Origin of the sequence: Pseudoalteromonas rubra (assembly GCF_005887095.1) — a bacterium.
Lineage (GTDB): Bacteria > Pseudomonadota > Gammaproteobacteria > Enterobacterales > Alteromonadaceae > Pseudoalteromonas > Pseudoalteromonas rubra_E.
Window position 1 is genome coordinate 13,861 of the sequence record NZ_PNCI01000017.1, and the last position, 12,815, is coordinate 26,675.

The 12,815-nt window shown below is 48.1% G+C and carries 9 protein-coding genes; 6 read left to right on the top strand and 3 right to left on the bottom strand.

Features of this window, described 5'->3' with window-relative positions; translation table 11 throughout:
- The first annotated feature begins 289 nt into the window (after positions 1–289).
- From putA to CWB99_RS07835, 3 genes are all read left to right on the top strand, one after another.
- Positions 290–4,093, top strand: coding sequence for a bifunctional proline dehydrogenase/L-glutamate gamma-semialdehyde dehydrogenase PutA (gene putA, locus CWB99_RS07825; RefSeq protein WP_138550360.1), 3,804 nt, complete (start codon positions 290–292; stop codon positions 4,091–4,093).
- 190 nt (positions 4,094–4,283) lie between these two features.
- Positions 4,284–5,504, top strand: a complete 1,221-nt coding sequence (locus CWB99_RS07830) for an aromatic amino acid transport family protein (protein ID WP_138550361.1) — start codon at positions 4,284–4,286, stop codon at positions 5,502–5,504.
- Positions 5,505–5,595: 91 nt separating this feature from the next.
- Complete coding sequence (locus tag CWB99_RS07835) at positions 5,596–6,480, top strand: hypothetical protein (RefSeq protein WP_138550362.1); 885 nt, start codon at positions 5,596–5,598, stop codon at positions 6,478–6,480.
- A gap of 447 nt (positions 6,481–6,927) precedes the next feature.
- On the opposite strand, the gene CWB99_RS07850 is transcribed toward CWB99_RS07835, so the two are convergent.
- The 3 genes from CWB99_RS07850 to pomA form a co-directional block, all read right to left on the bottom strand.
- Positions 6,928–7,443: a hypothetical protein gene (locus CWB99_RS07850; RefSeq protein ID WP_138550365.1), complete on the bottom strand. Its 516-nt coding sequence runs from the start codon at positions 7,441–7,443 to the stop codon at positions 6,928–6,930.
- 173 nt (positions 7,444–7,616) lie between these two features.
- Positions 7,617–8,549: a flagellar motor protein MotB gene (locus tag CWB99_RS07855; RefSeq protein WP_138550366.1), complete on the bottom strand. Its 933-nt coding sequence runs from the start codon at positions 8,547–8,549 to the stop codon at positions 7,617–7,619.
- 2 nt (positions 8,550–8,551) lie between these two features.
- The gene (gene pomA, locus CWB99_RS07860) at positions 8,552–9,319 is read right to left on the bottom strand and encodes a flagellar motor protein PomA (protein WP_138543906.1); all 768 of its coding nucleotides are present in this window, start codon (positions 9,317–9,319) and stop codon (positions 8,552–8,554) included.
- Between the two features lie 241 nt (positions 9,320–9,560).
- On the opposite strand from pomA, the gene xseB reads away from it, so the two are divergent.
- From xseB to dxs, 3 genes are all read left to right on the top strand, one after another.
- Positions 9,561–9,806 carry an exodeoxyribonuclease VII small subunit gene (gene xseB, locus CWB99_RS07865; protein ID WP_138550367.1) on the top strand — a complete coding sequence of 82 codons (246 nt, stop codon included), beginning with the start codon at positions 9,561–9,563 and terminating at the stop codon, positions 9,804–9,806.
- A gap of 3 nt (positions 9,807–9,809) precedes the next feature.
- Positions 9,810–10,697, top strand: a complete 888-nt coding sequence (ispA, locus tag CWB99_RS07870) for a (2E,6E)-farnesyl diphosphate synthase (protein ID WP_138550368.1) — start codon at positions 9,810–9,812, stop codon at positions 10,695–10,697.
- A 211-nt stretch (positions 10,698–10,908) separates the two neighbouring features.
- The gene (gene dxs, locus CWB99_RS07875; protein WP_138550369.1) at positions 10,909–12,768 is read left to right on the top strand and encodes a 1-deoxy-D-xylulose-5-phosphate synthase; all 1,860 of its coding nucleotides are present in this window, start codon (positions 10,909–10,911) and stop codon (positions 12,766–12,768) included.
- Positions 12,769–12,815: the final 47 nt, after the last annotated feature.

Sequence of the window (12,815 nt, forward strand, 5' to 3'; positions counted from 1 at the left end):
TTTCGATAGAATGTCCCCGAAATTTGACGTAACCGCCACATTAAGATCGTATCCGTGGCAAACCATTTATTAGAACGCGAGACTGGCTAAAAGTTGAACACACTCTGAGGTGTGTTAAGGTTAGCACTATGACCGCATCATATTGTCGTAATTGAGACTTCTTGCAGGTGCCATTCAAATTTTACAGGCACATAAAGGCTAGCAAGCACTTACCAACCTTGTTGGCGTGCAACGCATTAAGTTGTTCAATTTACAATCATTTTTGACTCTTATTTTATGAGGCTGAGTTATGCTTTATAACGGCGATTTGACAACCACCTGTCCTATCAGACAGAAGATCCGCGATTTTTACCGCATCGATGAAAACGAAGTGATCGACCATATTCTGCCACTGGCCGAAGTCGGCGTAACGGCACGTAGCCGCGCCTGGGAAAGAGCCCGTCAGATGGTTTTAAATATTCGTCGCGATCAGGATGGCCAGAATGGTGTAGACGCACTGCTAAACGAATTCTCTCTGTCGTCAGAAGAAGGCGTGGTATTGATGTGCTTGGCAGAAGCACTGCTTCGCGTGCCAGATAAAGAAACTCAGGATGAACTTATCCGTGACAAACTGGCTAAAGGTGACTGGAGCTCGCATTTAGGTAGCAGTGATTCTCTGTTCGTCAACGCGTCTAGCTGGGGCCTGCTGGTTACCGGTAAAATGGTGAACTACAGCGATAAAAATCAGGAAGAGCAGTTTGGTGTTCTAAAGCGTACCATTGGCCGCCTGGGTGAGCCGGTTATCCGTAAGTCTGTCAACTTTGCTATGAAGATCATGGGTAAGCAGTTCGTAATGGGTGAGACCATTCAGGACGCCATTACCCGCGCTGCAGAAAAAGAACAAAAAGGCTATGTATATTCGTATGATATGCTGGGCGAAGGCGCACGTACAATGGCCGACGCTGAGCGCTACTTCCAGAGCTACATGAATGCCATCCATGCCATTGGTAAAGCCGCGGCGGGTCGTGGTCCAATCAAGAGCCCCGGCATTTCTGTTAAGCTTTCTGCTATCCACCCACGTTATGAATTTTCTCACAGCGACCGTGTAATGGATGAGCTGGTGCCAAAGCTGAAAGAACTGGCAGTTGCTGCGAAGCAGTACGATATTGGCTTTACCGTCGATGCCGAAGAAGCGGATAGACTGGATATCTCTCTGGACGTGATTGAAGCGGTATTCTCTGATCCTGAGCTGGACGGCTGGAATGGCTTTGGTCTGGCGGTACAGGCATACCAAAAACGTGCCATTTTCGTTGTTGAATGGGTTGCTGATCTGGCACGACGCGTTGGCCGCAAACTGATGGTCCGTCTGGTAAAAGGTGCCTACTGGGATACTGAAATTAAAACCACGCAGCAAGATGGTTTAGACCATTTCCCGGTATTTACCCGTAAAGCAACCACTGATGTGTCATATAAAGCCTGTGCCATCAAGCTGCTGGAAGCGCGTGATGTATTGTTCCCACAGTTTGCCACACACAACGCTTACACAGCCGCAACCATCCTTGAAGTTGCGAAAGGCGACAATACTGGATTCGAATTCCAGCGCCTGCATGGCATGGGTGAGTCACTGTTTGATCAAATCGTTGAAAGCGAAGGCATTCAGTGCCGTGTTTACGCACCGGTTGGCCACCATGAAGACTTGCTTGCCTACCTGGTACGTCGTCTGCTTGAAAACGGCGCTAACTCGTCGTTTGTAAACGCCATTGTCGACACCACTAAGCCAGTAGAGTCATTACTGCCAGATCCGGTTGAAACCCTGCAAGGCCTGCGCAATAAATACAATAAGCAGATCAGCCTGCCTATCGAGCTGTATGGTGCTGAGCGCCCTAACTCAAAAGGTATGGACCTGACTGATATCAACATACTGACGCCGTTCAAAGAGAACCTGGACAACTGGTTCAATGAACATCGTATCGAAGAAAGTAATGTGCCAGAAGGTCGCATGGCGGTACGTAACCCGGCCAATCATAAAGAAATTGTCGGTCATGTGCCTGTACACGACGATGCGTATATGCAAAGCATTCTAAGTAATGCCGAAAACGCCTTTGTCGACTGGTCACAAACACCAGTACAAGAGCGTGCTGACTTGCTGCGTCGCGTCGGTGACATTCTTGAACGTCATCACGATGAGCTGGTTGCTATCTGTATTAAAGAAGCCGGTAAGATCACTCAGGATGGCATCGATGAAGTCCGTGAAGCCGTCGACTTCTGTCGCTACTATGCTGCCCGTGCTGAAGAACTGGCTAAAGACGAGCGCTTTGAAGCCCGTGGTGTGATTTTATGTATCAGCCCATGGAACTTCCCGCTGGCCATCTTCCTTGGCCAGGTTGCCGCAGCCATAGTCACTGGTAATACAGTTATTGCGAAACCTGCTGAGCAAACCAGTATGATTGCGCTGCGTTGTATCGAATTGATGCGCACTGTAGGCTTGCCAGAGCACGTTGTACAGCCGGTCATTGCCCGTGGTAGCGAAGTGGGTAAACACATTGTACCGGATGAGCGTATTCAGGCTGTGATGTTCACCGGTTCAACTGAAACCGGTACCCTGATTTCACAGATCCTGGCTGAGCGCAACGACATTCAGGTACCTCTGATCGCTGAAACCGGTGGCCAGAACTGTATGGTGGTTGACTCAACCGCACTGCCAGAGCAGGTTGTGGATGATGTGATTTCATCTGGTTTCCAAAGTGCAGGTCAGCGCTGTTCTGCATTGCGTGTATTGTTCCTGCAAGAAGATGTAGCTGACGGCATTATCAAAATGCTTCAGGGTGCATTGCAAGAGCTGCATGTTGGTGACCCGGCAATGTTATCTACGGACGTAGGTCCGGTGATCGACGAAAAAGCATTGAATGCCTTAACCAAGCACGTTGACTTTATGAAGAGCAACGGCAAGCTATTGTTCGAAGCCAAGATCCCGGACAACAGCGAAAACGGCGCATATTTCTTTGCACCGCGTTTGTATGAAATCTCTGACTTGTCAGTACTTAAACGTGAAGTCTTTGGGCCGGTCGTCCATATTATCCGCTTCAAAGGCGAAGAGCTCGACAAGGTGATTGACCAGATCAATGGCACAGGGTACGGCCTGACCATGGGTGTTCACTCACGTATCGAAGCGCGTTGCGAGTACCTGGCTAAAATGTCTCGTGCGGGTAATGTTTACGTTAACCGAAATATGATTGGTGCCATCGTTGGTGTTCAACCGTTTGGTGGTCGTGGCCTGTCTGGTACTGGTCCTAAAGCGGGTGGTCCAAACTATTTGTTGCGCCTGGTCAAAGAGAAAGCTTCTCCGGATAACGTACAGATGACCAACCTGACTCCGGATGAGCTGGAAACTCACCACTTCCCGGGTGCAGTAGAGCAGGTTGAAGCGCTGATGCAGAACTCGCTACGCGACGAGAAGATCTGGCGTGCAACGCCACTGAATGACCGTGTTTCTGCGGTACGTCAGTTACTTGCTAAGGTAGCCACGGTTGAGATCATCGACGAGTTGGCTGATGACTTAGCCCTGACGCTGGCTGATGCCCGCGCCCAGTTGAACCGCCTGGAAAAACGTATGCGTTCACACATCGTATTGCCAGGGCCAACGGGTGAATCTAACACCCTGCACCTTGAGCCTCGCGGCTGTGTAGTATGTTATGCCGATAAGAGTACCTCATTTAACTTCTGGGCGCTGTCGGTCATTACCGCTCTGGCTGCCGGTAACACGGTAATTACGGTTGCATCTGAATTATTCTATGAAGAGGCGCAGGCGTTCCGCGATAAGTTTATCGCGACTGGTGTTGCCGAAGGGGTATTCCAGGTTGCTAAACCAAACCAGTTGCAGGCAATTCTGGCGCACCCTCACCTGTCGGGCGCAGTGGTTGCCGCACGCTCATCACGCCTGGGCTACTTCAGTCAGCAGCTGGCTGCGCGTAAGGGTGCTATTTTGCCAGTGATCAGTGCAGAGTACTACGATACGTTGATCAGCCGTCTGGTGACAGAGAAAACAATTAGTGTTGATACCACGGCATCGGGTGGTAATACCTCTCTGATGACACTGGTAGAAGATGACGAATAATAGCATTCGTTAAACCTTACTCTCACTTAAGCCGGCATTCGCCGGCTTTTTTTATATGTAATTTCAATAGCCTTAACACAGTTGTAATGCACAAATTACAAGCCTGTACCTTGATTTGTAGCAAAACTATTTCATTTTTTAGTTAACCGTTATATTGTGCCTGCTTCTCTCACAAAGTTAGGGGCTATGTGTGCAAAAGAACAAAACCATCGGCAGCATGTTAATTGTCGCCGGCACCACCATTGGAGCTGGCATGCTGGCGTTACCTATCGCTTCAGCAGGTCTGGGCTTCACCACTGCTTTACTCTTAATACTGGCAACCTGGCTACTAATGACTTATACCGCATTACTGATGTTAGAACTGCATCAGTACGCCAGTAAAGAAGCGACCTTAAACACATTGGCCAAGCGCATTCTAGGCAAGAAAGGTCAGTACGTTGCTAATTTCTCCATGGTCTTCCTATTTTATGCGTTGTGTGCGGCCTATATCGCGGGTGGAGGCGCTCAGCTACAAGAAAAACTCTCAGCCTTAACCAACATGGAGATAGCACCTCAGGCAGGCTCAGTATTGCTGGCCTTACTTGTTGCAACAATCGTCACTCTGGGCACCAGCACAGTTGATAAGCTCAACCGTGTTTTGTTTGCAATCAAGATAGTCGTTTTGGCCAGTTTGTTTTTTGTTCTGACCCCCTATGTGCGCGGACAGCACTTATTAGATATGCCGGTAGAACAAGGGCTGATCATCTCTGCACTCCCCGTTATCTTTACGTCATTTGGTTTTCATGGCTCTATTCCGTCCATCGTTAAATACGTTGGGCTGGATATACGTACTTTAAGAAAAGTGATGATAGTCGGGGCCTCATTGCCCTTAGTAATTTATATCGGCTGGCAGTTGCTCAGTCAGGGTGTAATGGCACAGAGCGCCTTACTCAACAGTGAAGGTCTGCCTGGGTTCGTTGCCAGTATTTCTAATATTGCCCATAGCCCGCAAGTGAGTACGTTTGTCACCCTGTTTGCTGATCTGGCGCTGGCAACCTCATTTCTGGGTGTCAGCCTGGGTCTGTTCGACTTTTTTGCAGACGCCTTTAAAAAACGCAATACCGTGTCTGAGCGAGTGATCACTGCATTGATTACCTTTTTGCCTCCTCTTGGCTTTGCACTGTTTTACCCGCAGGGATTTATCATGGCACTGGGCTATGCCGCTATCGCACTCGTTGTGCTCGCTATTTTCCTTCCCGTTACTATGGTGTGGCAACAGCGTAAAACGCATCAGACCGAAGGCAACAACCAGTCAGCTGACGGTTACCAGGTCGTTGGCGGCAATGTTGGACTGATTTGTGCTGGTCTATGTGGTGTGCTGATCATTTCTGCACAATGTCTGCAAATGCTGGGGGTGATCCCGGCGCTTTAACAAATAACCACACTTTTTGCCTCGATTTAACTGTGGCTGGCGATATAATGTCCGCACTAAGACATTCCCAGCCGTAGTTAAGAAGGACCGCATGAAACATCTCATCCCCCTCATTCTTCCAACCGTTTTGCTGATTGCCTGTGGCGGAGAAAACAGTGAGCCGTTAAAAGCCGCCCCAAATTCAACAAGTAACAATGGATCGTCGGATACAGGTTCCGCCGTACAAAGTTGCGGCAACGATTTTAGCGCGCAACGCTCGCTCAACGAATTTGAGCGCACCGCAGTTTTCTGGCAAATTGAAGGAGCAAGGTTGCAGTCAAAGCCGCAGCTACTCATGTATGCAGACAAGTTTTCATTAAATGCTTCTCACCAGCTCAGTTCAGATGAGACACTGTGCTTGCTGGCAGCCAACATATTTGGCTCAAGCAGTGCCCAGACGTGGATAGGTGAAGATAGTGGCTCGGTAAATCAGGGCGAATTATATTATTACAGCCCCGCCATTACATTTACTGGTGCTTTACCGGAGTTGGAATCTCTTGATGACTGGCGCAGTCAGGGCTCTCCTGCACAGACTACATTAACAACCCCCGCCAGCGACATCACTATCTGGTACCGTGATAGAGATGAAAACCGCTTTACGTTAGGCACGCCAGAAAGTAATCAGAACCCGGTAACAATGAACTGCACCCAAGATGGGTTTGCCCTGTCTTATTCCCTCTCACAGGTTGTACAAAGCCAGCTGGATACGTTAAACCCCAGCTTCTGTGAGACCCAGGGAACCGGAGATAATGCAACAACACACTGCTTAAGCGTGGCACTCACAACCACTGATAAACTAGAGTCATGCCAGTTTGGTACAACCAGCGTGGCGTTGCCTGATAGTTCGGGTAACAAAACAGCCGTAAAAGTCTCCGGCACACTCGCAATAGACAACGATGATGCCGAACTAAGCATCACTCAGATCGACATCAAATAGTGTGTTAATCGCTATCTGTATTAAAACATCTATCTAGAGCCTGTACTTTAGGGACAGGCTCTGACGTTATAATCTGGCATGTCTGAGATTAGATGCATCAGCAAACGTGTAATACCAATTTGCTTAATTAAGTGTTCTATTTTGAGGCGAGAAAATGGGGTCGATAGCAAGGCAAAAATTTTGCTATTTAGTTGTTCTAAATGAGAAATTTTTAACGCCGTTAGCGTCATATTTGCTCCTACAAATAGAACAGGTATTAAGTGAAATTGGTATAACTATGAGTCATGTTATCGCCAAGCTTCTTATGCCTTATAGCAGGTTTGTAATTGAGCAAATTGATATCAGAAATGGAATGAGTTACGGCCCAGTTATATTCAAAGGCGCATCAAGTATCAATATGAACTGTGGAGTGCTATGCAACACACAAGGGGCCCGACGAGCTCAGGGTTAGCTGGTTTCTTCGGTGACTTTGTTGGTTTTTCTGTTTTTACCTAACACATAGATAAGCGGCACAAAGCATAAGAATACCGTGGCGTAATTAACCAAAGGCAATATGGTCTTGTAAAGATACCCGGAGTAACTCAGGTCCATGAGTTGGCGGTCTACCAACCTGAACAACTGTAAGATAGGTGCAGGAATAACAATAAGCTGGCAAGCTATACTTTGCCACATGTACATTTTGTCTTTGAGTGCCCAATAAGCAACGATTGCAATAAAGACAATGTCATTCAAAGCCCAAAAGATATACCTGTATATCTTTTCATCATCGATACTGCGGATTGGCTCGGAAGTGAAATAACCTATGACGTAAAAGACCCAGCATAACAGCGCATAGCGAAGTGCATATTCATCTTTCAGAATGTAGAAGATAACAACAGCCAGACTCACCAATGCCGTTTGGGTATCAATGATATTATGCAGTATCGCATTAACACCTAAACTGTTTATAAATGAGTCTGACATAATTTTACACTGTTAGCTTGTTAACTACTTCGGCTTTTCATCTTCATCAGCCCCACCACCGTTACCTCCTGGCATATAAACGAATTTATCTTGCAACATTACGCTCTCCTTTTTAAATGAACTGATTAGATCGTCGGTTAGACTAGCCCAAGAATCGGTACCACGCAATACCTCTAGTTATTTTCTCGCACATTTATAGGGTCAGATTCTTTGGCTTTACCTTGCAAAATCGATATCTCTACACGACGGTTACGTCGCCTGTCTACGTCTGTTTCATTTGGAACCAGTGGCCGGGTGTCAGCATGCCCAACCACCACCATGCGGTTTTTGTCAAACCCGGGAACTGTTTGCATTTCAGTTGCTACCGCAACAGCTCTCGTCGCAGAAAGATCCCAGTTATTGCTGTAGAGTTCATTGGAAAACTGAAAGTCATCCGTATGCCCGGACACGGTTATTTCGCCAGGAACATCTTTCAGCAACTGAGCAATATCCTGGATCACAGGTTTAAATTTTGGTTGCAGGAATGCACTACCCGATGGAAATGAGCCGTTCTCCTGAATACGTATGATGATCTGTTGACCAAGTGATTCCAGTTCAATGGCACCATCCATGATTTGCTTTTCGAGCTGCTGCGCAATTTTTTTCACCAACTCATTTACCTGCTCTTGCTCTGCGGCGGCAATTGCCTGAGTCATGGACTGCTCTTGGGCTGTACTGGAAGATTCACCACCACGTTTATTACCCCTTTGTTCTTGTCGGCCGCCCGCTGAGCTTTCGTCACCCGCCTGAAACTCCAGCATTTGCTGAGTCATTTCAACGGTTTGCTGCTGAATCGTTTCAATGGGGGTGGGCTCAGGTTTACCTGGTGTGAACTCCATCGCAATCACGCTGGTGCCCTTGGGGATGTCTTTTACTTCAATCTTATTTTGCACACCAAATGCAAACTTCATCGAACCTGCTATTTGCTTAAACTTCAGCACGTCCATTTCTGAAAACGCCAGCAGTAGTACGAAAAAGCACATCAGCAGTGACATAAGATCGGCAAAGGTCCCCATCCAGGCAGGCAAGCCCGGGGGGGGACATTTGCATTCGTTCTCGTCTGACATAACTACTCCTCGGCCTCGCCACCTCGTTTAGACTCAGGCAGATAGTTTTTCAGAATACCTTCAATCACTTTCGGGTTTTGGCCATCCTGTATGCCCAAAATAGCATCCAGGATCAATCGTTGATTACGCTCTTCCTCGTCTTTACGCAGTTCCAGTTTTACCTGAATAGGAATGGCGACTACATTCGCCAGAAACGCACCGTATAAAGTGGTCAATAATGCAACGGCCATAGCTGGTCCGATTGCCTTGGGGTCATCCATGTTCGATAACATAGCGACCAGACCAATCAGGGTGCCAATCATACCCATGGCAGGGGCGATATCCGCTAAGGATTTAAACAACCCAGCGCCCATCTCGTGGCGAGTAGAGGTCAATGCAATGTCTTTTTGTAACGTCGCTCTGACAACATCAGCATCGTGGCCATCCACCAGCATATCCACGCCCTTGCGCATAAAAGAGTTGGGGATCTCCGCCTCTTCTAACGCCAGAAATCCACCTTTACGCGCTGAATCAGCCAGTTCAACTGCTTTTTCAATTAACTCTTCAGGTGTTTCCAGCTTGAACATAAAGGCCTTACCGGCCACCTTACCAATGCCAAAAAACTGGCTCATGGTAAAGTTAGACAGCACGATAAATATCGAGCCACCAAACACAATAACCACTGATGGAGTGTTGTAAAACATGGCAATCTGGCCATCACTACTAAGTACCATGGACATCACAATCAAGCCAATGGCCCCTAAGATCCCAATCACGGTTGCTAAATCCACACACCCTCCAAAGGAAATTACCCGTTATCTATCACGCAGTTATTATTATCGACAGAGTTATCGGCCAGTTTTGCAATAACTTAACTCAATTATATTAAATTGCCTTGAAAATGCGAATTCATATGCCATTGGCAATTCCCGAAGACTATATAACGCAAAAAGTCCGAGAGATCTTTGACCTCAATCTGTAATACTCATAAAATTAGGCGTTTTTTAATTTAGCTCAAAGTGAATATTGCACATGGCGACAAAAAAACCGGAAAACATGAGCTTTGAAGAAGCTGTTGGCGAGCTTGAAGGCATAGTACAGGACATGGAACGCGGCGAATTGACCCTCGAACAATCACTCAAACAGTTTGAGCGGGGCATCAAGTTAGCTAATGCTTCCTCACAAAAGCTGCAGCAGGCTGAACAGAAAGTCGCAATTTTACTGGGCAATGATGAACAAAGCCCACTGAACGAGTTTACAGACGAGCTGGAACAATAAACGGTGGATTTACAAGCACAACTTGCCCAAGCCAGAGCCCAGGTAGACAAAACCGTGGCCAGCTACTTTGCACAGGAACTGGACAGTGATGGCACCGCCATAGCAGCTACGCGCTACAGCATTAGTAATGGCGGTAAGCGATTACGCCCGTTTCTGGTTTACACGGCAGGCCAGATTTTTGGGGCTGCGCCTCGTGATCTGGATATTGCAGCTGCTGCGGTTGAATGTATTCATAGCTACTCACTGGTCCACGACGATTTACCTGCAATGGACGATGATGACTTACGTCGCGGCAAACCGACCTGCCACATCGCCTTTGATGAAGCACAGGCTATTTTGGCGGGTGATGCATTGCAGACGCTGGCATTTGAGTTGTTATCCGGACACGCGTTCTCAGTACCGGCAAAGAATCAGATTGCCATGATCCATACACTTGCCAAGGCTTCTGGCTTACAGGGTATGGTGGGAGGCCAGGCGCTGGATTTAGCCGCAACCGACAAATCAGTCAGCCTGGATGAACTTGAGCGTATCCACCGCTTAAAAACGGGTGCGCTACTCACTTGTGCCATTGAGCTCGGCGCGCTGTGTGCACCCGATGTGTCGCCACACACACTTGCCCGATTACGTGAATATGGCAAAAATATTGGTCTGGCATTTCAGGTTCAGGACGACATTCTGGATATAGAAGGCAATACAGAGGTGCTAGGCAAGCCGCAGGGGTCTGATCTGGAACACAATAAATCTACGTATCCTGCACTACTGGGTTTGTCAGGCGCAAAGCAAAAAGCACAAGTACTGGTTGATGAAGCAAAGCGGGCATTACAAGATATTGATGCAGACACACAAGCTCTGGCTTTGCTTGCAGATTATATCATCTCCAGAGACCACTAAAGGTTGGAAACAGACTAGCAATCGACTGATAAGTCGCTAAATTAATAACTAGTTAAGATATACTGTGGTGCATTGCAGCAAGTGCCTTGAAGACAAGGGCCATCAGTGGTCTGCCAGTTTGGCTGAGCACCAGGAACAAAATTTATAAATTTAATGGCAGACAAAGGTGACAGCTAAGTCAGCAAACTCTGCCCAGGATAACATAATCAATATGAGTCTTGATAACAGCAAGTATCCCCTTATGGCATTGATAGAGCAGCCAGAGCAGCTGCGCACTTTGCCACAACACAAACTGACCGAGTTCAGTAATGAACTGCGTGACTATCTGTTAAACTCGGTCTCGCAAAGTAGTGGTCACCTTGCCTCTGGTCTAGGTACAGTAGAGCTTACTGTAGCGCTGCACTATGTCTACAATACCCCCGAAGACCGTTTAGTCTGGGATGTTGGCCATCAGGCTTACCCGCATAAAATACTCACAGGTCGTCGTGACAAGATGCATACCATTCGTCAAAAAGACGGTCTGCACCCTTTCCCATTCCGTGAAGAGAGCGAGTACGACACCTTCAGTGTTGGCCACTCCAGTACCTCCATCTCGGCAGCGCTGGCCATGGCCATTGCCGCTGAAAAAGAGCAACAAGGCCGCAAAGTCGTTGCAGTGATTGGTGATGGTGCCATGACCGCAGGTATGGCATTTGAGGCGATGAACCACGCCGGTGATGTGAAATCAGATATGCTCGTGATCCTCAACGACAACGAGATGTCTATTTCTGAAAACGTGGGGGCATTAAATAATCACTTCGCACGCATTCTGTCAGGTAGTTTCTACACCAATATCCGCGAAGGCGGCAAAAAGCTACTCTCTGGAGTGCCTCCAGTAAAAGAGCTGGCCAGCAAGGTTGAAGAACACCTCAAGGGCATGGTGATACCGGGTACCTTCTTCGAAGAATTGGGCTTTAACTACATTGGCCCTATCGATGGCCATGATGTCAATATGCTGGTCGATACGCTCAGAAACATGCGTAACCTCAAAGGCCCTCAGCTGCTGCACGTAAAAACCCAAAAAGGGAAAGGCTATCAACCTGCGGAAGCCGACCCGATTGGCTACCATGGCGTGCCTAAGTTCGACCCTTCTGTGCACAGCTTACCTAAGTCCAAGCCAAGCGCGCCAACCTTCTCGAAAGTCTTTGGCGACTGGCTATGTGATATGGCAGAGCAAGACAGCAAGCTAATGGCTATTACCCCGGCTATGCGTGAAGGCTCTGGCATGGTGCGTTTTTCAAAAGAGCACCCTAGCCAATACTTTGATGTCGCGATTGCTGAGCAACATGCCGTAACCTTAGGCGCCGGTTTTGCCTGTGAAGGCTTAAACCCGGTGGTGGCCATTTACTCCAGCTTTTTACAACGGGGTTACGATCAGCTGATCCACGATGTCGCATTGCAAAACCTGCCGGTACTGTTTGCCATAGACCGCGCCGGGATTGTGGGTGCCGATGGCGAAACGCACCAGGGCGCTTACGATTTGAGCTTTATGCGCTGTATTCCCAATATGGTGATTATGGCCCCGAGCGACCTGAATGAATGCCGCCAGATGCTTTACACCGGTCACCGTCTGCAGCAACCAGCCGCGGTACGCTACCCAAGAGGTTCAGCTGGTGACGCAGAGATTGAAGCACAGATGACTGAGCTGGAGGTGGGCAAAGCTAACCTGCTGCGCACCGGCAAAAAAGTCGCCATTCTTAACTTTGGTACCTTGCTGCACAATGCAAAACCGGTCGCAGAGGCGCTGGATGCAACTTTAGTTGATATGCGCTTTGTGAAGCCACTTGATAGCGACATGGTTACTAAGCTGGCAGCTGAGCATGACCTGCTGGTGACATTGGAAGACAATGCCATTGCAGGCGGCGCAGGCAGTGCGGTCAGCGAGCATCTGGCCGCTGCGCAGATCCTCAAACCCATTTTGCACCTCGGTATTCCGGATGAATTCATCAAGCATGGTACGCAAGACCAGATGCATACCGAAATGGGCCTGGATGCAGACGGGATCCAAAAACGAATCGAAGCGGTATTGTAAAAAAACGCCGCCACCAAGGATTTTTAAAGCCGCTGTGTTCACAGTGG

What these genes read in the sequence shown, in the direction of transcription:
- putA (WP_138550360.1), top strand. Translation starts at nt 290, where the DNA reads ATGCTTTATAACGGCGATTTGACAACCACCTGTCCTATCAGACAGAAG.
- CWB99_RS07835 (WP_138550362.1), top strand. Translation starts at nt 5,596, where the DNA reads ATGAAACATCTCATCCCCCTCATTCTTCCAACCGTTTTGCTGATTGCC.
- CWB99_RS07850 (WP_138550365.1), bottom strand. Translation starts at nt 7,443, where the DNA reads ATGTCAGACTCATTTATAAACAGTTTAGGTGTTAATGCGATACTGCAT.
- CWB99_RS07855 (WP_138550366.1), bottom strand. Translation starts at nt 8,549, where the DNA reads ATGTCAGACGAGAACGAATGCAAATGTCCCCCCCCGGGCTTGCCTGCC.
- xseB (WP_138550367.1), top strand. Translation starts at nt 9,561, where the DNA reads ATGGCGACAAAAAAACCGGAAAACATGAGCTTTGAAGAAGCTGTTGGC.
- dxs (WP_138550369.1), top strand. Translation starts at nt 10,909, where the DNA reads ATGAGTCTTGATAACAGCAAGTATCCCCTTATGGCATTGATAGAGCAG.